Genomic DNA, 21825 nt, shown 5'->3' with positions numbered 1-21825 from the left:
TTTTACTTATGAACGCTTTTTATAATAAAGAAGGTGTGGGAGACACGCTCCTGATCTCTCTTCAAGATGTGACACGCGAACAATTAGGCTATGAAAAACACGGCGATGTCGTCAAAATTTTCGATAACGAAACAAAAGAAACAACGGGCTTCAACATTTTCAATGCGTCTTCTTACTTGACCATTGATGAAAACGGCCCTGTTGCGCTCTCAGAAACATTCGTGCAAGATGTGAATGAGATTTTAAACAGAAACGGCGTTGAAGAAACATTAGTCGTTGATTTATCTCCGAAGTTTGTTGTGGGTTATGTAGAATCAAAAGAAAAACATCCGAATGCGGATAAATTAAGCGTATGTAAAGTCAACGTAGGAGAAGAAACGCTTCAGATCGTCTGCGGCGCGCCTAACGTTGACCAAGGCCAAAAAGTTGTCGTTGCCAAAGTCGGTGCTGTGATGCCTAGCGGACTTGTCATTAAGGATGCAGAGCTTCGTGGCGTTCCGTCAAGCGGGATGATCTGCTCAGCGAAAGAGCTTGATTTGCCGGATGCCCCTGCTGAAAAAGGAATCCTTGTGTTAGAAGGAGACTATGAGGCGGGAGACGCATTTCAGTTTTAGACTCCCATAAATCCGCCAAAAAAAACGAATCATGTGAAAAGCCGCTAAGCCCTTGTTTAGCGGCTTTGTTTCTGCTGATAGCTTAATCTTTTCTGGGCCGACCAGCAGTGGTATACTAAAAACCGTCCCAGAAAACTATAAGGGAGTTAGAGATAAATTATGAGTTGGCTTCATAAATTTTTTGATTTGTTTTTAGGCGAAAGCGAAGAGGATGCTGAACGGGAGACAAAACCCGCTCAAATTCCGCAGCAACAAGAAGTACATCATCCTGAAGGACAATTAAAAAGATTGGAAGATCCTAAAATATATTATGAATATCCAAAAGGCAAATTCCGTTTTCCAGTCGTGCCTGACGGATACAAAAATCATGACCTGAGAAGGCGCCGCACACCATCGGACGAACCGAAATCCGCGCCTCGTCCAAGTGCTGCACCTTACAGAGAGCGTCCCAGAAATGAAGAAGAGCAGCATACATATCAAGCAGCAGAGCCGGCGAAGAAACCGTTTAAACCGACAAATATCCCTTCGCCTATCTATGGATTCAATCAAAAACCATCTGTTAAAAAGGATGTGCCGAAAAAGCCTTCTGAAACATTGAACGAACCGGATAAATCGGTAAAAGAGAAGGTAACACTGCTGTCAGAAGAGATCGAACGTGAACGCGGCTATCCTGCTTCAGACACACAGGCGCATTCCAAAAAAGAAAGTCCTTTCTTCCCGGATACCCAATTTGAAAAACAGCCTTCTGGCGTTTTAAACAGAAAGGATACGGAGCATGATGAGGCACTGGCGAAACGGCCAGCCGAGCCGTCAGGTAACAAAGTGCCATTTGAGTCAGGCGTTCAACAGCCGGAAAAAGAGGAGCCTTTCTTCCCAGCTGAACAAGCCGAAGAGCAAACACCGCCTGAGATGCTCACAGATACGGCGGCTGAAGGGCTTTCAGACAGTGAAGTAGGCCGCGAAGAGCCTGCAACGGCTGAGGAAGAACAAAGGGAGCAGCAGTCAGAGAAATTTGAAGAGCCTGTTTTCTCCGCTGAACTTGATGAAGAGCAAACAGCTCCTGAATCTCAGACAGAGGCAGTATCTGAGGATGAAAAAGCAAAAGAGCCGTCAGACAGCCCAGTATACAATCATCATGAAAACGCGGAAGAAGGTGCTGAGTCCCCGTTCGTTCAAGAAGAACAAATGGAAATTCGTCAGGAAGAGCCTTTATTTACTGATCATGAGTATTCATCAGAGGCTCTGGCTCAAGCAGAAACTGTGGCAAAAGAATCAGAAGAGCCATCAGACAGCATAATAAATAATCATTATGACATCCTGGGAGAGGCTCAGGAAACGAAGATAGATGTTCAGCCAGACAGCCATACAGAGCTTGAGAAAACTGAACACATGGAGCAGGGTTCCAAATCGTTTACTGCAACTCTTGAAAACCGGCAGGGAATTCGCGCAGACAAACCTCGCGAAGCTTCAGAAGAGCCGAAAAAAAGGCCTGGTGTACAGGAGAAAAGGACCGAACAAAGCGCATCTTCTCAAAAAGGGCCATCCGTTCCTTTTAATGTGATGATGCTGAAAAGAGATACGCATAAACAGCAAAAAGCAGAGGAGCGCCGCGGCAGCTATGTATTTCCGAATGTTGCACTGCTTGATGTCCCGCCAGCGCAGGTTCAAGATGATACTGCGTGGATCGAAGAACAGCGTCAGCTTCTTGATTTAACCTTGAAAAACTTCAATGTCCGCGCCAATGTGGTCCATGTAACCCAGGGTCCGTCTGTCACGAGATTTGAAGTGCATCCTGAACCAGGTGTAAAGGTGAATAAAATCACCAACTTGTCCGATGATATTAAACTCAGTCTCTCAGCTAAAGATATTCGGATTGAAGCGCCGATTCCGGGGAAAAACACGATCGGAATTGAAGTGCCGAACCGCACGAGCAAGGTGGTTGATTTGCGCCAAATGATTCGCAGCTCAGCTTTCAGGACAAGCAAGTCACCGCTCACAGCTGCGCTGGGATTAGATATTTCAGGAAATCCTGTTGTTATCGACTTGAAGAAAATGCCGCATGGCTTGATTGCCGGCGCTACAGGCTCCGGAAAAAGCGTATGCATCAATACAATATTAGTCAGCCTGCTTTATAAAGCTGACCCGAGTGAGGTAAAGGTGCTGCTGATTGATCCGAAAATGGTAGAGCTGGCCCCTTACAATAAAATTCCTCACCTCGTCAGCCCGGTCATTACTGATGCTAAAGCGGCTACAGCTGCTTTGAAATGGGTCGTTGAGGAAATGGAGCGCCGCTATGAGCTTTTTGCCCATTCAGGTGTCCGCGACATTGACCGCTTTAATCAATTAACCGCTGAACACCAAATGGGTGAAAAGCTGCCATATTTAGTTGTCATTATTGATGAGCTTGCAGATTTGATGATGGTGGCTCCAAACGATGTGGAAGAAAGCATTGCGCGGATCGCCCAAAAAGCCAGAGCGTGCGGTATCCATCTTCTCGTCGCAACTCAGCGTCCGTCAGTCGATGTCATTACAGGTCTGATAAAGGCGAATATTCCAACGAGAATCGCCTTTTCTGTTTCAAGCCAGGTTGATTCCCGAACAATTATTGACATAGCCGGTGCAGAAAAGCTTCTCGGAAAAGGGGATATGCTCTTTTTGGAAAACGGATCGGGAAAACCGGTTCGTCTGCAAGGTAACTTTGTGTCAGACCGGGAAATCGACCGCGTCGTTTCCCACGTCAGAAGCCAAATGCCGCCGACCTATTTATTTGAACAAGAAGAGCTCGTAAGACAAGGATCAGCCCTGAAAGAAGAGGACGAACTGTTTTACGAAGCGTGTGAGTTTGTTGTAGAGCAAAACAGTGCGAGCACTTCAAGCCTGCAAAGAAGATTCAGAATCGGTTACAATCGTGCGGCAAGGCTGATCGACATGATGGAAGCGGAAGGCATGATCTCTGAGGCAAAAGGAAGCAAGCCTCGGGAGGTGCTGATCACAGCAAGTGATTTAATAAACGAATAATATGGGTTCATTTTCACACCAAACATGGTATGATAGTGTTTAGAGCATTTAACAGCTATGCCGCTTTACAGCAGCTGTGCATAGACAAATCTTGATATCTGGGTTTAATCGGAAAGAAATAACCTGATACTAAACATAACAAAACATATAAAATACGCCGCTAAGGGAGGCTTTTCAGCCGCCGCGGTCGCAAATTGAAATGAGCGTCATATACTGGGGAACAGATAGACGTTTGTTGGAGGTACAATTATGACTGTTTATCATTTTGTTGGAATAAAAGGGACCGGTATGAGTCCGCTTGCCCAAATACTTCATGATAATGGATATACTGTCCAAGGATCGGATATCGAAAAATTTATTTTTACGCAAACAGCGCTTGAAAAAAGAAATATTACGATTCTTCCTTTTAGCGCGGAAAATATTAAACCCGGCATGACAGTCATCGCCGGAAACGCATTCCCAGACACGCATCCTGAAATAGAAAAAGCGATGTCTGAGGGAATTCCGGTGATACGTTATCATAAGTTTTTAGGCGACTACATGAAAAAATTCACGAGTGTTGCCGTTACGGGCGCACACGGCAAAACGTCGACTACGGGTCTGCTGGCTCACGTGATCCAAAACGCAAAACCGACGTCTTTCTTAATCGGAGACGGAACAGGCCAGGGAAATGAAAACAGCGAATACTTTGTGTTTGAAGCGTGCGAATACCGCCGCCATTTCTTAAGCTATCAGCCAGATTATGCGATTATGACGAATATTGATTTTGATCACCCTGATTACTTCTCAAGCATTGACGATGTATTTGACGCTTTCCAAGAGATGGCTCTTCAAGTCAACAAAGGCATTATTGCCTGCGGAGACGATGAGCATCTGCCGAAAATCCATGCGAACGTCCCGGTTGTGTATTACGGCACGGGGGAAGAAAATGATTTTCAAGCCAGAAACATCGTAAAAAGCACGGAAGGGACAACTTTTGATGTCTTTGTCCGCAATACGTTCTATGATACGTTTTATATTCCTGCGTACGGCCACCACAATGTATTAAACTCATTGGCGGTCATTGCGTTATGCCATTATGAAGAAATTGATTCCAGCATCATTAAGCATGCTCTCAAATCCTTTGGGGGCGTCAAACGCAGATTCAATGAGAAGCAGCTTGGGGATCAAGTGCTGATCGATGACTATGCTCATCATCCGACAGAAATAAAAGTGACAATCGAGGCGGCAAGACAGAAATATCCTGATCGGGAAATTGTCGCGGTATTCCAGCCTCATACATTTACACGGACGCAGCAGTTCCTTGACGAATTTGCAGAAAGCCTGAGCGGCGCTGACTGTGTGTATTTATGCGATATTTTCGGCTCAGCCCGTGAGAATGCCGGAAAGCTGACGATCGGCGATCTCCAGGGAAAAATTCATAATGCCAAGCTGATTGAAGAAGATGACACATCTGTTTTAAAAGCTCATGATAAAGCCGTTCTCATCTTCATGGGAGCAGGAGATATCCAAAAATATATGAGAGCCTACGAAAACGTCATGGCATAATAAAAAGCAGTGATCTCACTGCTTTTTATTTATCTGATGGAAAAGCTTATTAAAGGATTTTCTTACATAACGGAGAATAGTATGTATACAGCCCAGTACACATGTTTATGATTGAAGAAAACGGGTAAACAGCAGTATATCCTGCAGCAAGGAGGTTTGAGATGATTATTATTCTTTATTTGAGCGTTGCACTCATCGCAGTTGCATTTCTCGTATTAGTGATCTACTTGTCTAAAACATTGAAGTCACTGCAGCTGACACTAAAAAACGTCGCATCCACTCTTGAAGGGCTGGAGGGACAAATGAAGGGCATCACAACTGAAACAGCCGAGCTTTTACATAAGACCAACCGCCTGGCTGAAGATATTCAGGAAAAATCAGAAAAGCTGAATACGGTCGTTCATGCTGTTCAAGGAGTGGGAGCTTCTGTACAGCAGTTCAATACATCCATGAAACAAGCGGCAGGGTCTGTATCGGCATCAGTTAGAGAAAATCAAGATAAGATCAATCAAGTTGTCACATGGAGTCAAGCAGCAATGGAAATTTGGGAGAAATGGAAGCAAAAGAAAAAATCAGCCCTATAAGAGAAAAAAATACTAAGAGGAGGAATAATGATGAGCAAAGATGGAATTAATAGTAAAGATTTTTTAATCGGAACTTTAATCGGGGGAATCATCGGTGCCACTACAGCTCTTTTTCTAGCGCCTAAATCAGGCAAAGAACTTCGCGACGATCTTGGCAGCCAAGCTGTTGCTTTACGGGACAAAACTGATAAAATGACGGCAGATGCGAAGGAAAAAGGCACGCAATATGTCAGCATCGCAAAAGACAAAACTTCCAACATCACACAGCTTGTAGCGGATCAGTCTGGGCAGATCATGAACAAGGTAAAGGATTTAAGAGACCGTTCCAAATCTGACAAAACGGATTCATCGACTGCAATGCAAGATATGAGGGAAGAAGCGATGCAGGCAGCCGATGAAACAAAAGATCAAGTCCTCCAGACGAAAGAAGATGTAAAAGACGAACTGAAAGATGCACAAAAACAGGCTGAGCAGTTGAATCGCTGAGCAGGGAAGGAAGAGCTTGAGTCATGGCTAAACAGCTTATTCAATCTGAGGAAGAATTTAAACGGATTGCAGAACAGGAAGGCGCTTTCGTCTTCTTTAAACACAGCACCACATGCCCGATCAGCCAGGCAGCATTTCATGAGTTTGATGCCTTTGCAAATCAGCATGAGGATGTGCCGGCTTACTATCTTCAAGTACAAGAAGCCCGGCCGCTGTCCAATTTCATTGCAGAAACATACGGGGTCAAGCATGAAAGCCCTCAGATATTCATCATCCAGAACGGTGAAGTGAAATGGCATACCTCACATTCACAAATTACAGAAGCCGCTATTGAGCAGCATTTGTCATAGAAAAAAGCGTCCAGATATCATCTGGCGCTTTTTTTTGTAAAAAACCCTTGAACATTGCCCTCACATCATGTAGGATAGCTTCATAGATTACTTTATCACTTAAAAGCGTTTGGGTAATAAAGTAGAGTTTTTATAAAATTTTTTGTATTTCAGTATTTCCATTTGGAATTACTTATAGTAAGATGCATGATAACTACAAAATAAAAAATGAATGTGCAGGGAAAGGATGAAAAAAATGAGCAACACAGAGTTAGAGCTTTTAAGGCAGAAAGCAGACGAATTAAACCTACAAATTTTAAAACTAATCAACGAACGCGGAAATGTTGTAAAAGAGATCGGTAAAGCGAAGGAAGCACAGGGTGTCAACCGATTTGACCCTGTCAGAGAACGCACAATGTTAAACAATATCATTGAAAACAATGACGGGCCGTTCGAAAATTCAACCATCCAGCACATTTTTAAAGAGATATTCAAAGCCGGTTTAGAGCTTCAGGAAGAAGATCACAGCAAAGCGCTGCTTGTCTCCCGCAAGAAAAAACCTGAAGATACAATTGTTGATATCAAAGGCGAAAAAATCGGAGACGGCCAGCAAAGATTCATTGTCGGCCCATGTGCGGTAGAGAGCTATGAGCAGGTAGCTGAAGTCGCTGCAGCTGCGAAAAAACAAGGGATTAAAATTTTGCGCGGTGGAGCCTTTAAGCCTCGTACGAGCCCATACGATTTCCAAGGGCTTGGTGTTGAAGGCCTTCAAATTTTAAAACGTGTAGCGGATGAATTTGATCTGGCGGTTATCAGTGAAATCGTAACTCCGGCTCATATCGAAGAAGCGCTGGACTACATTGATGTCATTCAAATCGGAGCGCGCAACATGCAAAACTTCGAATTGCTGAAAGCGGCCGGCGCAGTGAAAAAGCCAGTGCTTCTGAAGCGCGGTCTTGCTGCAACGATCTCTGAATTCATCAATGCTGCTGAATACATCATGTCACAAGGAAATGACCAAATTATCCTTTGTGAGCGCGGAATCAGAACATATGAAACAGCAACGAGAAACACGCTGGATATTTCAGCTGTGCCGATTTTGAAACAAGAAACGCATTTGCCAGTCTTTGTTGATGTTACGCATTCAACAGGCCGCCGTGACCTCTTGCTTCCGACAGCTAAAGCCGCTTTAGCGATCGGTGCAGACGGCGTAATGGCTGAGGTTCACCCTGATCCGTCAGTCGCACTTTCTGACTCTGCTCAGCAAATGGCGATTCCTGAATTCGAAAAATGGCTGAATGAACTGAAGCCAATGGTGAAAGTCAACGCTTAATTGAACAATCCAAAAGGCCGCGCCTGCGGCCTTTTTTTATGCTTTCTCGTTTATTTAGTTATAAAAACCAAGTATACGTTTTCATCATCTATAAAAACGTGTATAATTTCATGAGAAGTAATTAAATTTGATGAATAATGAAAAATAATGTACACTACTGACTTACGCTTACAAATCATAAACGACATAAATTCGGACATTATGACATTTCTCTACATAAAGTGTTTATGCTATAGATAAGGATAAGTGTATCCAGTAAAAGGAGTGGTTTTAGGATGAGCAATATTACGATCTACGACGTAGCGAGAGAAGCTAATGTAAGTATGGCAACCGTTTCCCGTGTCGTGAACGGCAACCCGAATGTAAAACCGACAACGAGGAAAAAAGTCTTGGAAGCCATTGAACGTCTCGGTTACCGTCCAAACGCGGTGGCAAGAGGGCTGGCTAGTAAAAAAACAACAACTGTAGGTGTCATCATTCCCGATATCTCAAGCATTTTCTATTCAGAGCTTGCGCGCGGAATTGAAGATATCGCGACAATGTACAAATACAATATTATTTTGAGCAATTCTGACCAAAACATGGAGAAAGAGCTGCACTTGTTAAACACAATGCTCGGCAAACAAGTGGACGGCATCGTGTTTATGGGCGGAAACATTACGGACGAGCATGTGGCGGAATTTAAGCGTTCCCCAGTGCCGATTGTACTTGCCGCTTCTGTAGAAGAGCAGGAGGAAACACCGTCAGTCGCTATCGATTACGAACAGGCGATTTATGATGCCGTGAAGCTTTTGGTTGATAAAGGACATACAGACATCGCGTTCGTTTCCGGACCAATGACAGAGCCGATCAACCGTTCGAAAAAACTCCAAGGCTACAAACGTGCGCTTGAAGAAGCGAACCTTCCGTTTAATGAACAATTTGTAGCTGAAGGGGATTACACATATGATTCCGGACTCGAAGCACTGCAGCATCTGATGAGCCTGGATAAAAAACCGACAGCCATTCTTTCTGCAACTGATGAAATGGCACTCGGCATTATCCATGCTGCTCAGGATCAGGGCTTATCCATTCCGGAGGATCTCGACATTATCGGCTTTGATAATACAAGATTAAGCCTCATGGTTCGTCCGCAGCTTTCAACAGTTGTTCAGCCGACATATGATATTGGCGCCGTTGCGATGAGACTGCTGACGAAGCTCATGAATAAAGAGCCGGTTGAAGAGCATATCGTCGAACTGCCGCACCGTATAGAGCTAAGAAAGTCAACCAAGTCATAAGAAAAACAAAGAGCAAGCTTCACCTTTATGGTGAATTCTTGCTTTTTTCATGGGGAGAAATGATGAAACGTTTTGATTATCTTACACCTGTTGGATTTGTGTTAGGAACGATTATTATTGTTATCGGGATTATTTCGGGATCTGGAGTAAGCGGTTTCCGCTCTTTTCTGGATCTGACCTCTTTCTTCATCGTAACAGGGGGACTTTGCGCCGCTGTTTTTATCAGTTTTCCGCCAAGAGAGCTGAAAAAAGCGCCCTCTGTGTTAAAGCAGGCATTCATCCGCCAGGAAGACAATGTGAAAGATCTTGTGAAAACCTTTGTTTCCCTTTCCGATCACGCGCGAAAACACGGGCTTTTATCATTGGATGATCAGGCTCGGGAAATCAAAGATCCATTCTTGAAAAAAGGGCTGCTTTTAGCGATTGACGGCTGGGATGAAGAAACGATTCGGCTCGTCATGGATTCAGAAATCGCAGCAATGGAGGAACGGCACCGAAAAGGGCGGCGAGTTTTTGAAAAAGCGGGAGAATTCGCTCCGGCGTGGGGAATGATCGGAACACTCGTCGGGCTTGTGCTGATGCTCAAAAACTTAAATGACCCGCATAAGCTCGGACCAAACATGGCCATTGCGCTTCTAACGACTTTATATGGTTCATTACTGGCAAATATGGTCTTCAACCCGATCGCGGCTAAGCTTGAAGAGAAAACAGAAAGTGAAATTTTTATCAAGCAGGTAATGGTGGAAGGGATTATCGGTGTTCAATCCGGAAAAAACCCGCGCAACCTTGAAAGCCAGCTGGTCGTTTTCAGCTCACGGGAAGAATGGCAGAAGCAGCCAAAACAAGTAAAAACAAAAAAGGGATCTGTACATGAAGCTTAGAAGAGAACGTTTTGAAAGAAGGAATGGAAGCGGAAAAAACAGTCAATCTTCATCCAGCTGGATGGTAACCTTTACAGATTTGATCACCTTGATCCTTGTGTTCTTTATTTTACTCTTTTCTATGTCCCAAATCGATCTGCAAAAATTTAAAGCGGCAGTGGACTCGATCCAGAAGGAAGGCAACGGGCTTCAGCCGGACCAAACATCCATAGAAAAAAAGAATACATCCCCATCTGATACGAAGAAGCAAGAGGATCAGCAGGATCAGCTTCTCAAGAAAGTAAATACATATATAAAAGACAATCATTTGAAGGCCCAAATGACAGCCAAACGGGATGAACGCGGTGTCGTGCTCGTTCTTCAGGAGGCTGTGCTGTTTGATACAGGTGAGGCAAAGGTGCTGAAAAATGCCGAAACACTTCTTCACCAAATTGCCGTTCTTCTTCAAACAATTCCAAATGACATTCAGGTGGAGGGGCATACAGACAGCCGAAACATTTCGACATACCGATACCCGTCGAATTGGGAGCTATCAGCAGCACGGGCAAGTGGAGTGATTCAATACTTCACGTCAAAAGAGAAGCTTCCCTCCAAGCGCTTTATTGCTGTCGGTTATGCGGATACAAAGCCGGTGAAGGATAACAAGACAAATGAACACATGAAGGAAAATCGGCGTGTGGAAATAGTGATTAAAAAATCAAAAACGACCTCTTCGTAAAGGTCGTTTTTTACTTTGTTCTTTGCTGTTCAGAACGTATCGCATATAATGCTTTGCTGACAGTTTGGGCATTTTTTTCTGTGATTTCAGGCTTGCGGGGAATCGGAGGATATAAATCAGCCGGATCGCTCCAGCTCGACGGAAGGGCCACGGGGCATTGTTTTTGCCATTTAGCAATCCATTCCGGCGGGATCTCGTGTCCCGGGTCAATTCCCTTCATTTCAAGCCATATTCTGGCCCAGGCGCGGGGCACGACACGCCAAATATCATATCCGCCGCCTCCGACTGCAATCCATTTCCCTCCGCAATATTGATGAGCCAAAGTGTGTGCAAGACGGGGGATTTCTTCGTATATATTGATTGTTGCTGATAAATGCGTCAGCGGGTCGTAGTAATGGGCATCGGCGCCGTTTTGGCTGATAATGACATCGGGCTTGAAATAAGCGGCGACTTCTGAAGCTGCTGTCCGGTAAGCCTCAAGAAAAGAATCATCCTCTGTAAAAGCGTCAAGCGGGATATTAAAGGAATAGCCATATCCTTTTCCGCTGCCTTTTTCTTGGATCTGACCGGTTCCAGGGAATAAATACCTTCCTGTTTCATGAATGGACAGCGTGCATACGTCAGGATTATCGTAAAATGTAAATTGCACACCGTCCCCGTGGTGGGCGTCGGTATCAATATAAAGTACCCTGGATCTGTATTTTTTCTGGATATATTGAATCGCCACAGCGCTGTCATTATATATGCAAAACCCTGAAGCTCTCCCACGAAAGCCGTGATGAAGCCCTCCGCCAAGGTTTGCCGCATGCAGGGCTTGTCCTGACATGACCCAGTCTGCGGCCGTTAAAGTGCCGCCGACCAAGAGTGATGCCGCTTCGTGCATGCCGGCAAAGACGGGTGTGTCTTCAGTGCCGAGCCCGTAGCTTTCTCCTTCTTCAGCGGGAAGCTTTCCGGCGCCCGCAAGCTTTACGGCCTGAATGTAATCGTCCGTGTGGACAAGGGAAAGCTCCTCTTCTGAAGCGAGTCTGGGGGTGACAATGTCTCCATCATCAAAGGCATTGATCGTCTTAAGCAAATCATATGTTAACAGAACCCGCTGCTGATTAAAGGGATGCTCCTGATGAAACATATAGGTTTGGTAGGATGGAGAATAGATAAATACACTGTCTCTCATAGCAGGTCCCTTTGCTCTGACGGCCATACGACGTGGTGTCCATTTCTTTGTAATGCCTGCAAAAACGGCAGCGGATTCATCGTTTTTACACGGAAGACAAGCACTTTTACACCGGGATCGTCATGCGGATAAACAAGCACGCTTAATATTTTCACTTGAAGGTCTTGGCAAAGACTGCTGATCTCAGCGAGGCTTTTGGTGATGTCGTTTACTTTTATCTCAATTTGCGATCCCGGCTGGTCAGCGCCTGTCAATTTGACAAACGTCCGCAGCAAATCGGTTTTTGTTAAAATGCCTATTAATTTTTGATGGTGTACCACTGGAAGGCAGCCGATGCCATGCTCGTAGAACACGGCTGATATTTCTTCGACAAAATCTAACGGGTGGGCGCAGACAACATCCTTTTTCATAATTGAATCTACGCTTCGTGTGAGAAATAGGCTTCGTTTGTTTTCTTCAAAAATACTCGGGCTGGCCTGTTTCATGTCTCTGTCTGTAATCATGCCGATCACGTGTCGTTCTTCATCTACAACAGGCAGATGCCTGATATGGAATTCCTTCAGTTTGCATATTGCTGTTTCAAGCGTATCCGTCTTCGTTAATGTAATGACATCTCTTTTCATGATTTGCTCAACAATCATTATTTTTTCCCCTTTGCCAGTGTCAGTTAATACATATAACGATGATAAAAACGGAGCCTGTCAAATTGCTCAATTGATTCTTGGCTGACGTTTTTTCCAATGCGGGCCATCAGACAGTTTGCAGGGTGGGAGCTGATCTCCGGCTCATCCGTTGCAAACCAGACCAATCCGCCTGCATTCATCATCTTTTCCATGATCTTTCTGTATTCCCACACATCTTTTTTCATCCCTTTTAAATCCCAATGCCAGTAATATTCTGTCGTCATCACAATGTAGTTTTCCATTTGTTCATCCATCATGCTGACGGTCAGGAGCGTCTTTCCGACAGCGCATCCCCGATAGTCCGGCGCTACTTCGATGGCTCCGAGCTCAATCAAATCCTCCATATTTCCTTCAGACCATCTTTCGAGCGGGTCAGGATATAAATACGTGACATAGCCGATAATGGTTCGGCCATCTCTGGCAATAATAATGCGCCCTTCGGGAAGGCCTGCAATGTCGACTAGCGCTTCATGCTGCTCACGAGGCGGGCGAAATGCGGTTAAATCTTTATGAAACTCATAACCTGCCAAATCCTCTGGAGAGACAGGCCCTTCTATCAGTAAAGAGCCGGTTGCTGTTTTGATGTTTGCTGAATGGTATGTTTTATGATGTTCCACTAATTCACCGTCCCATCAATTCTTATCAAAAATACATGCCTTCTTTAAGAATACCAAATTATAAAGCGTTTTCAACATGGTTTATATTTTAAAAATTGAGAAGAATATGAATATATACTATAATAATTGTGACAACTTCAGCAAAGGGGGATGTTTGGGCATGAATTTGAAAGCGTTACCAGCAATAGAGGGGGATCATAACTTAAAAAACTATGAAGAAACGTACCGGCATTTTGATTGGGCCGAGGCGGAGAAACATTTCTCTTGGCATGAGACAGGGAAACTGAATGCGGCGTATGAAGCGATAGACCGCCATGCCGAATCGTTTCGAAAAAACAAAGTAGCGCTTTATTATAAAGACGCAAAACGGGATGAAAAATACACATTTAAAGAAATGAAGGAAGAATCAAACAGAGCCGGGAATGTGCTGAGACGGTATGGAAATGTGGAAAAAGGGGACCGCGTTTTTATCTTTATGCCGAGATCACCCGAGCTTTATTTTATTATGCTTGGCGCAATCAAAATTGGCGCCATCGCCGGGCCGCTGTTCGAAGCATTTATGGAGGGAGCGGTGAAAGACCGGCTTGAAAACAGTGAGGCAAAGGTTGTTGTCACAACACCTGAGCTGCTGGAGAGAATACCGGTAGACAAACTGCCTCACTTGCAGCATGTCTTCGTAGTCGGGGGAGAGGCTGAGAGCGGCACGAATATCATCAATTATGATGAAGCAGCGAAACAGGAAAGCACAAGACTGGATATCGAATGGATGGATAAAAAAGACGGCTTTCTGCTTCACTATACATCAGGTTCCACTGGTACGCCAAAGGGCGTGCTGCATGTCCATGAAGCGATGATTCAGCAATATCAAACAGGAAAGTGGGTCCTTGATTTAAAGGAAGAAGACATTTATTGGTGCACGGCTGATCCAGGCTGGGTGACAGGTACGGTATACGGCATTTTTGCACCGTGGCTGAACGGAGCGACAAATGTCATCGTCGGCGGACGTTTCAGCCCGGAAAGCTGGTATGGAACGATTGAACAGCTTGGCGTCAATGTCTGGTACAGCGCGCCGACCGCTTTTCGGATGCTGATGGGAGCGGGAGATGAAATGGCTGCGAAATATGATCTAACTTCACTCCGGCATGTGCTCAGTGTCGGTGAGCCGCTAAATCCGGAAGTCATCAGATGGGGACATAAAGTTTTTAACAAACGAATTCATGATACATGGTGGATGACAGAAACGGGCAGTCAGCTCATCTGCAACTATCCTTGCATGGATATTAAACCGGGTTCAATGGGTAAGCCGATTCCAGGAGTAGAGGCAGCGATCGTTGACAATCAAGGCAACGAGCTACCGCCGTACCGAATGGGCAATCTCGCCATCAAAAAGGGCTGGCCTTCCATGATGCATACCATTTGGAATAACCCTGAAAAGTATGAATCGTATTTCATGCCGGGCGGCTGGTATGTGTCTGGGGATTCTGCTTACATGGATGAAGAGGGATACTTTTGGTTCCAAGGCAGAGTTGATGACGTCATCATGACCTCCGGTGAGCGCGTCGGCCCATTTGAAGTGGAAAGCAAGCTTGTCGAACATCCGGCTATTGCAGAAGCAGGCGTAATCGGAAAGCCTGACCCGGTGCGTGGAGAAATCATTAAAGCCTTTATTGCACTCAGGGAAGGATTTGAGCCGTCTGATAAACTGAAAGAAGAGATCCGCCTATTTGTAAAGCAGGGTCTTGCAGCCCATGCGGCTCCGCGTGAGATCGAATTTAAAGATAAGCTTCCGAAAACCCGAAGCGGAAAGATCATGAGGCGCGTGCTGAAGGCATGGGAGCTTAATCTGCCGGCTGGAGATCTGTCAACAATGGAGGATTAAAAGGCGGCGTTGACACAGGATTTTATTTATGTTAAAAATGATATAGCTTCATATGAAAAGGTAAAGATTGAGACAAGTAGAATATCCTTACGTTCCAGAGAGCTGATGGCCGGTGAAAATCAGCACAGACGGATATATCGAATACACTCATGAACCGCTTTTGCAAACAAAGCCGGCCAGGCTTTCAGTAGTGAAAGAACGGACCTGATCCGTTATCAGGCAAAGTGATAAGACGAATGTTTGCATTCTCTTATTAGTAGGGTGGTACCGCGATAATCAATCGTCCCTTCGTGTAAACGAAGGGGCGTTTTTTATTTTAATCAAAAAAGGAGCTTTATCTTATGACTAACTTACTTGAAGACTTATCCTTCCGCGGATTGATTCAGCAAATGACAGATGAAGAAGGGTTAAATAAACAGCTGAATGAAGAAAAAATCCGCTTGTACTCAGGCTTTGACCCGACAGCAGACAGCTTGCATATCGGACACCTGCTGCCTATTTTAACACTTCGCCGTTTTCAGCTTGCAGGGCATCATCCGATTGCGCTTGTGGGGGGCGCGACGGGCCTCATCGGTGATCCAAGCGGAAAAAAAGCAGAGCGTACATTAAACACCGCTGACATCGTATCCGAATGGTCCCAAAAAATCAAAAACCAGCTGTCCAGATTTCTAGATTTTGAAGCAGCAGAAAACCCAGCTGTCATCGCGAACAACTTTGACTGGATCGGCAAAATGAATGTGATCGATTTCCTTCGTGACGTTGGTAAAAATTTCGGCATCAATTACATGCTGGCAAAAGATACGGTCAGCTCAAGAATTGAATCCGGCATCTCGTACACGGAATTCAGCTACATGATTCTTCAATCTTATGATTTCTTAAATCTTTACAGAGACAAAAACTGTAAACTGCAAATCGGCGGAAGCGATCAGTGGGGCAATATCACAGCGGGTCTTGAACTGATCAGAAAATCAGAAGAAGAAGGAGCAAAAGCGTTCGGCCTAACGATTCCGCTTGTCACAAAAGCAGACGGCACGAAGTTCGGAAAAACGGAAGGCGGCGCGATCTGGCTTGATAAAGAAAAAACATCGCCATATGAATTCTATCAATTCTGGATCAACACAGACGACCGTGACGTTGTCAAATACTTGAAATACTTTACGTTCCTTTCAAAAGAGGAAATTGAAGCATACGCTGAAAAAACAGAAACGGCGCCAGAAAAACGTGAAGCACAAAAACGCCTGGCAGAAGAAGTGACATCACTTGTTCACGGACGCGAGGCGCTGGAGCAAGCCATCAACATCTCCCAAGCGCTGTTCAGCGGCAATATTAAAGAGCTTTCTGCTCAAGACGTAAAAGTAGGTTTTAAAGATGTTCCTTCTATGGAAGTTGACAGCAGCCAAGAGCTTTCACTTGTAGATGTGTTGGTGCAATCTAAATTATCTCCTTCTAAACGCCAAGCGCGTGAAGACATTCAAAACGGAGCTGTTTACATTAACGGTGAACGCCAGACGGAAATAAATTATACCCTGTCAGCTGAAGACCGTATCGAAAATCAATTTACTGTTCTGCGCCGCGGGAAGAAAAAATACTTCCTTGTGACGTATAAATAAGAAAAAGATCCTTTGCCCCTGATGGCAAAGGATCTTTTTGTTTACGGCATAGGAATGAAAGGAAAAGAGTATATTAGATAGGGCAAACACGACCAATCACCACCTTTTAAATGAAAGGAGCACTAAAGCGTGAATCTCATGTGTACGATTGCAAAAGAACGGCTGCAGCGGGATTATTGGGAGCAGCAGGCGCAGGATAGTGTTGGCCAGCAAGAGGCAAAAGACAAAATAGACGATAAAAAAACCCCGACCGCATAGCGGCAGGGGTTTTTAAAACGATTAACGAGAGTAGAACTCAACGATAAGCGCTTCGTTAATTTCCGGAGCAAGTTCAGAACGCTCCGGAAGACGAGTGAAAGTACCTTCAAGCTTTTCAGCGTCGAAAGTAAGGTATTCAGGAACGAAGTTGTTTACTTCAACAGATTCTTTGATGATAGAAAGGTTTCTTGATTTTTCACGAACACCGATTGTTTGACCAGGTTTTACTTGGTAAGACGGGATGTCAACGCGGCTTCCGTCTACAAGAATGTGACCGTGGTTAACCAATTGGCGAGCTTGACGGCGAGTACGTGCTAAACCTAGCTTGTACACAACGTTATCAAGACGAGAATCTAAAAGAATCATGAAGTTTTCACCGTGTTTACCAGCTAGTTTGCCAGCTTTGTCAAACAAAGTGCGGAATTGACGTTCGTTTACACCGTACATGTGACGAAGCTTTTGCTTTTCTTGCAATTGCAAACCGTATTCTGATAATTTTTTACGTTGTCCTGGGCCGTGTGGACCTGGAGCGTAAGGGCGTTTTTCTAATTCTTTTCCTGTACCGCTAAGAGAGATTCCTAGACGGCGGGACAGTTTCCAAGATGGACCTGTATAGCGAGCCATAATGTGACTCCTCCTTTGGTTTTATTTTTGTGGAAAATAAAAACCGTCTGCTCTATTCGACCATGCACATTTTGTTTTCATGTATCCTCGCTCCAGCAGCAGAGAGTTACACGATACACCTTATTGATAAGGAACAAAATGAAAACATAGAAGCTGAACAAAAAGGCTGCAATATTTCACACAAAGGTCATTATATAATTTATTTGTTTTGAAGTCAACCATTCCTCCATTATTGCTTCACCGTTTATGATATAATAAACAAAAATTAGTGGTAAACTTTTAGGTGATAAAAACATGGTAGAACAAACTAAAGATCAATTATCCGCCTTTCATTATCATATGCTCGATTTTTTATTAACCAAATCTGAAAAAGTCACATTCACCGACTCTTTCATATGGCTGACTTCGGCTATTCAAACCTATTTTTCAACCCTTTGTGTTTCGCTTACACCGTCACCATCAGACTTTGTGACAAAACTGGCAGATGGTGAAGCGCGTTTTTCCGCTTCAAAAATAAACGCTTCATGTTATCTGATTGAGGACGGCTCTGGCAGGCGTTTCCATCTTGCATGCAGGCAGGATGAAGAGATTCCTGAAGGGCTTCCGAACGTGGTTGCTTCATTTTTAAACCAGTCGATGAAACAGGAAAGACTCTATAACAAAACGATCTACCAAAAAAAGATATACAAAATGACAGAGCTGTTCCATTCACTGCTTGATCAGACAGATGTGCTGAAGCAGCTTTTAGAAAGCTTGACCAGCACATTTTCTCTTTTTGAGTTTTCTTTATTTATATCGCACGATCAAGACCAATGTTTAGGGATTCCTGCAAAAGAGCTGTATATGGAAGGGGAAAAATCCGATTCCTTTGCGCTCAAAGTGTATTTGTCCGGAGACATTTTGCGGAAAAATGAATCTGCCGCCTATATTCCGATCAAAGGACAGCAGGGCACATACGGGGTGTTGAAGGCTGAGGGAACGGGTGACAGCTTTCTTGCTGATGCCTGCCTTGATGAAATGTCGCTGTTAGCAAACGCCGCGGGAAAAGCGTTTGAAAATGCCCAGCTCTACGAACAATCCAAAGCAAGCATCGCAAATTTGGAATTGATTAATGAAACATCACGCCGCCTGAATCAGCGGCTGACACTGACTGATACAATGAATGATCTGGCTGTGAGAATGGCAGAATCGTTTCAGGCAGAAGAAGTGGGATTTTTTCATATAGACCATTTTGAAAACCTAACATTGCTTCCAGGCAGCACAGCATTTTTTAAAGAAGCGAAGCCGTCAGATTTTTATAATGAGCTGAAAGAAAAGCTGTATGAAGGTGAAAAAGGGGTTTTCATCGGGAATGGCCAGTCTGTTTTTGGGAAGGCGGGGTACGGCTCGCTGATGGCTGCTCCGATGATTCAAAACGACCGGCTTTTAGGCTTTGCGGTTTTATTGAAACAGGAGCTGTACGCTTTTACATTTGAAATGTACAAGCTGTTTCAGGCGCTGATTCATCACGCGACACTGGCTGTAACCAATTCAATGCTTCGCGACCGCCTTGAGCATCTCGTGAAAACAGATCAGCTGACTGAACTGTATTCACGAGCGTATTTAGATGAAAAAATTCAATACAGCATGAAAATCCACCAAAAGGGTGTTTTTATTCTTGTTGATATTGATAATTTTAAAAATGTAAATGATACGTACGGCCATCAGACTGGGGACGAGATTTTAATTCAAGTCGCTTCAGTGATTAAAAGCAACATCCGAAAGCATGATGTCGGTGCCCGCTGGGGAGGAGAGGAGCTGGCGATTTATTTGCCAAATGTGCCGGTTGCAGTGGGGAAACGGATTACCGAGCGGCTGGTTTACGCGGTCAGAAAAAATACGAAACCCGAGGTAACCATTTCCTGCGGTATCTCCTGCTGGACGACAGAAACAAAAAAGTCGCTGAAAGAGCTTGTGCATGAGGCAGACGAAGCGCTCTACAGCGCGAAACGGAGCGGGAAAAACCGCTTGATGGTTCATGACTCAATAAAATAAAAAAAGCCCAAAACGATATCAGTTTTGGGCTTTTATATTACTGCGCTAACGCTTTTTCTAGCGTTTCGGCAAATTGAGTTAAGTATTTTTCATCAATTTCGTCGAAACGGTTTTTCACTGGGCTGTCGATGTCCAAGACGCCGACAATTTTTCCGTCTACACGAATCGGAAGCACAATTTCTGATTGGGACGCTGCATCGCAGGCGATATGTCCAGGAAACGAGTTTACATCCTCAACACGTTCCACTTTTCCGTTTGCGTACGCTGTGCCGCAAACCCCTCTGCCGAAAGGAATCCGAACACATGCCGGGAGGCCTTGGAACGGACCTAACACAAGCTGTCCATCCTCTTCTTTGGCAAAATAGAAACCCGCCCAGTTGACTTCAGGCAGCGAATGATACAGCAGTGCTGAGGCATTTGCATAGTTAGCTATTTGGTCTGTTTCGTCTTCGGTCATGGCTTCGAGCTGTTTTAGCAGAAGCTGATAGTCTTTTTCTTTATCTCCAGATTGTTTTTCGACATGGAACATGGAAAACCCTCACTTTTTCTATAATATAAAACAAAGTTCCGGCTTTTCTGCCGGCATTTGTCGATAAGTTCTTACAGGAACAGCGGCTTTCTGCTTGAATAGTATCAAGAGGAAGGAGTGAGCCGTATGAAAGTAAGCACCAAAGACAAAATTATTGAATCTGCTGTCATGCTTTTTAACCAAAAAGGATTTTCTGGCACGTCTGTCCGTGAAATCGCAAAGTCAGCTGATGTAAATGTTGCGCACATCTCCTACTATTTTAAAGGCAAAGGAGGCTTGATGGAACACTTAGTTTCAGAGTTTTACGAGGGCTACAGCAAAACGCTTGAAACAGCGGCAAGCAATATCTCTTCTCAAAGCACGCAGGAACAGCTTCTTCAATTGGTTTTCGATATTTTATCCTATCAGCATAATCATCGTCAATTAACTCGTTTTGTCTACCGGGAAGTCACAATTGACTCCACATTAATCAGGGAAATTATGTCGACATATCTAATGAAGGAAAAGTATATCTTTCAGCTGATCATTGAGGAAGGAGAAAAACAGCGTGAATATTTAACGCTGCCGCTGCCTCATTTTATTCTCCAATTAAAATCTCTCTTGATGATGCCCTATCTCCAGCCTCAATATATTTCAGAAGTACTCTACATGCAGCCGCACGAGCCGTATTTTTATAAAATGTATTTTGAAGAAATCAAGATTTGGATCAGAAGCGTCTTCCGGACAGGGGACGTGGCGCTCACCAACTAGCACCGTTCCAAAAACGCCTCATACGCATATCCGACATCTCCCGCTTGATGGGCATCAGACCCAAACACAAGCGGGATCTTCTTTTGCTTCGCTTCATTCAGCATCCAATCCTCGATATAAATACCGCCAGCGTAAGTTTTTCTTAAGCCGGAAGTATTGAAGTCGAGCTCCATTCCGTTTTCTTCAATGGCATTCAGGCACAGGGAAACGAGGCCGCGAATATGTTCTGACATGCTGTATGGAAACAGCTTGATGAATTTTTGGACGAGTGTGATGTGACCGACTCTTTTTGGCTTATAAACGCCGAGAGATGCTACAATGGAAGAATAGATACTCCGGTAATATTGTTCATATACCGCTTCAATGCTTCCGCAGGCTGAAATCAGCTCTTTGAAGGTATGCTCGTCATAATCAAGGCATAGATAGGAAGAGTCTGTGCGCAAAAAATGAACGGATAAGATGCTGTCATCTAAATATGGCCCGTATGTGTCTAGGAATAATGTAATTTCGTCTTCAAATTCAGCGATATAATCGACTTCAAGCCCTGTCCGTATGCTAAGCTGTCCGCGATATTCTTTTTTTAATCCGGAAATTTCATGAATATAGCGTTCCAAAGAAGCTTGCGCCATCGCGCTGTCTTTCAGCGGCGTGGGATCGGTAAAAGAGGGCGGCAATGGGGCGTGTTCGGTAAAAGTAATCGATTCGAACCCTTTTTTTAAGGCTTCTTCTGCATATTGTCTGAGTGTGTCATTGGAGCCGTGAGGGCAAAATGGTGTGTGAATATGTCCGTCTCGCTTTTGCATTGATGTCACCCCATGAAAAAATAGTCAAATCCTGCCGATTTTGCACAAAAAGTTTTTGATTTCTGGTCAAAAA

General features: G+C 44.3%; 21 protein-coding genes and 1 other annotated feature. Of the genes, 15 read left to right on the top strand and 6 right to left on the bottom strand.

The features are described 5' to 3' along the window. Positions 1 to 8: 8 nt before the first annotated feature. From ytpR to motS, 10 genes are all read left to right on the top strand, one after another. On the top strand, positions 9 to 614 hold the full coding sequence (gene ytpR, locus ACZ07B_RS06185) for a YtpR family tRNA-binding protein (protein WP_024572892.1): 606 nt from the start codon (positions 9 to 11) through the stop codon (positions 612 to 614). A 159-nt stretch (positions 615 to 773) separates the two neighbouring features. Further along, positions 774 to 3632, top strand: coding sequence for a DNA translocase SftA (gene sftA / locus ACZ07B_RS06180; protein WP_464877003.1), 2859 nt, complete (start codon positions 774 to 776; stop codon positions 3630 to 3632). A gap of 249 nt (positions 3633 to 3881) precedes the next feature. Beyond that, a complete protein-coding gene (gene murC, locus ACZ07B_RS06175) occupies positions 3882 to 5180 on the top strand; it encodes a UDP-N-acetylmuramate--L-alanine ligase (protein ID WP_003229274.1) in 1299 nt (432 codons plus the stop codon). A gap of 161 nt (positions 5181 to 5341) precedes the next feature. Further along, positions 5342 to 5764, top strand: coding sequence for a DUF948 domain-containing protein (locus ACZ07B_RS06170; protein WP_003229276.1), 423 nt, complete (start codon positions 5342 to 5344; stop codon positions 5762 to 5764). Between the two features lie 30 nt (positions 5765 to 5794). Beyond that, a complete protein-coding gene (locus ACZ07B_RS06165; RefSeq protein WP_004398549.1) occupies positions 5795 to 6250 on the top strand; it encodes a YtxH domain-containing protein in 456 nt (151 codons plus the stop codon). Between the two features lie 23 nt (positions 6251 to 6273). Beyond that, positions 6274 to 6600, top strand: a complete 327-nt coding sequence (gene ytxJ / locus ACZ07B_RS06160; protein ID WP_014480571.1) for a bacillithiol system redox-active protein YtxJ — start codon at positions 6274 to 6276, stop codon at positions 6598 to 6600. A gap of 235 nt (positions 6601 to 6835) precedes the next feature. Beyond that, entirely contained in the window at positions 6836 to 7912 is a 1077-nt protein-coding gene (locus ACZ07B_RS06155) for a bifunctional 3-deoxy-7-phosphoheptulonate synthase/chorismate mutase (RefSeq protein ID WP_003223454.1), read from the top strand. 275 nt (positions 7913 to 8187) lie between these two features. Beyond that, a complete protein-coding gene (ccpA, locus tag ACZ07B_RS06150) occupies positions 8188 to 9192 on the top strand; it encodes a catabolite control protein A (protein WP_017695488.1) in 1005 nt (334 codons plus the stop codon). Positions 9193 to 9254: 62 nt separating this feature from the next. After that, the gene (gene motP, locus ACZ07B_RS06145; RefSeq protein WP_123372898.1) at positions 9255 to 10073 is read left to right on the top strand and encodes a flagellar motor protein MotP; all 819 of its coding nucleotides are present in this window, start codon (positions 9255 to 9257) and stop codon (positions 10071 to 10073) included. After that, the gene (motS, locus tag ACZ07B_RS06140) at positions 10063 to 10791 is read left to right on the top strand and encodes a flagellar motor protein MotS (RefSeq protein ID WP_003229290.1); all 729 of its coding nucleotides are present in this window, start codon (positions 10063 to 10065) and stop codon (positions 10789 to 10791) included. The genes motP and motS overlap by 11 nt, the downstream gene beginning before the upstream one ends. A gap of 10 nt (positions 10792 to 10801) precedes the next feature. On the opposite strand, the gene ACZ07B_RS06135 is transcribed toward motS, so the two are convergent. Genes ACZ07B_RS06135 through acuA form a run of 3 tightly spaced genes read right to left on the bottom strand, consistent with a single transcriptional unit; the run spans position 10802 to position 13265 of the window. Further along, positions 10802 to 11965, bottom strand: coding sequence for an acetoin utilization protein AcuC (locus tag ACZ07B_RS06135; RefSeq protein WP_015714526.1), 1164 nt, complete (start codon positions 11963 to 11965; stop codon positions 10802 to 10804). Then, a complete protein-coding gene (locus tag ACZ07B_RS06130) occupies positions 11962 to 12606 on the bottom strand; it encodes an acetoin utilization AcuB family protein (RefSeq protein ID WP_003229294.1) in 645 nt (214 codons plus the stop codon). Before ACZ07B_RS06130 ends, ACZ07B_RS06135 begins: the two co-directional genes overlap by 4 nt. A gap of 26 nt (positions 12607 to 12632) precedes the next feature. Next, on the bottom strand, positions 12633 to 13265 hold the full coding sequence (gene acuA, locus ACZ07B_RS06125; protein ID WP_014480567.1) for an acetoin utilization protein acetyltransferase AcuA: 633 nt from the start codon (positions 13263 to 13265) through the stop codon (positions 12633 to 12635). Between the two features lie 160 nt (positions 13266 to 13425). Between acuA and acsA the strand changes: the two genes are divergently transcribed. From acsA to sr7p, 3 genes are all read left to right on the top strand, one after another. Next, positions 13426 to 15144: an acetate--CoA ligase gene (gene acsA, locus ACZ07B_RS06120; RefSeq protein WP_004399030.1), complete on the top strand. Its 1719-nt coding sequence runs from the start codon at positions 13426 to 13428 to the stop codon at positions 15142 to 15144. A 54-nt stretch (positions 15145 to 15198) separates the two neighbouring features. Then, positions 15199 to 15435: a binding site (T-box leader), on the top strand. Positions 15436 to 15485: 50 nt separating this feature from the next. Beyond that, positions 15486 to 16754, top strand: a complete 1269-nt coding sequence (gene tyrS / locus ACZ07B_RS06115; RefSeq protein WP_024571561.1) for a tyrosine--tRNA ligase — start codon at positions 15486 to 15488, stop codon at positions 16752 to 16754. A 129-nt stretch (positions 16755 to 16883) separates the two neighbouring features. Then, positions 16884 to 17012 (top strand): small protein SR7P, encoded by a 129-nt coding sequence (gene sr7p, locus ACZ07B_RS06110; RefSeq protein WP_015483566.1) that lies wholly within the window; start codon positions 16884 to 16886, stop codon positions 17010 to 17012. Positions 17013 to 17033: 21 nt separating this feature from the next. On the opposite strand, the gene rpsD is transcribed toward sr7p, so the two are convergent. Then, complete coding sequence (rpsD, locus tag ACZ07B_RS06105) at positions 17034 to 17636, bottom strand: 30S ribosomal protein S4 (RefSeq protein ID WP_003223474.1); 603 nt, start codon at positions 17634 to 17636, stop codon at positions 17034 to 17036. A 294-nt stretch (positions 17637 to 17930) separates the two neighbouring features. Here rpsD and ACZ07B_RS06100 point away from each other — a divergent pair, with 294 nt between their 5' ends. Further along, positions 17931 to 19670 carry a diguanylate cyclase domain-containing protein gene (locus ACZ07B_RS06100; protein ID WP_024571562.1) on the top strand — a complete coding sequence of 580 codons (1740 nt, stop codon included), beginning with the start codon at positions 17931 to 17933 and terminating at the stop codon, positions 19668 to 19670. Between the two features lie 37 nt (positions 19671 to 19707). Here ACZ07B_RS06100 and ACZ07B_RS06095 read toward each other — a convergent pair whose 3' ends face one another. Further along, positions 19708 to 20199: a GAF domain-containing protein gene (locus ACZ07B_RS06095; protein WP_195727748.1), complete on the bottom strand. Its 492-nt coding sequence runs from the start codon at positions 20197 to 20199 to the stop codon at positions 19708 to 19710. 126 nt (positions 20200 to 20325) lie between these two features. On the opposite strand from ACZ07B_RS06095, the gene refZ reads away from it, so the two are divergent. Continuing rightward, positions 20326 to 20949, top strand: a complete 624-nt coding sequence (gene refZ / locus ACZ07B_RS06090; RefSeq protein ID WP_014477663.1) for a transcriptional regulator RefZ — start codon at positions 20326 to 20328, stop codon at positions 20947 to 20949. On the opposite strand, the gene hisJ is transcribed toward refZ, so the two are convergent. Further along, a complete protein-coding gene (gene hisJ / locus ACZ07B_RS06085; protein WP_003229318.1) occupies positions 20946 to 21752 on the bottom strand; it encodes a histidinol-phosphatase HisJ in 807 nt (268 codons plus the stop codon). The two genes, refZ and hisJ, sit on opposite strands and share 4 nt — an antisense overlap. Between the last annotated feature and the right edge of the window lie 73 nt (positions 21753 to 21825).

Source organism: Bacillus sp. 9.4, assembly GCF_055486415.1.
Note: the sequence above shows the minus strand (reverse complement) of the source record. Positions and strands in the feature narration are given on the sequence as shown.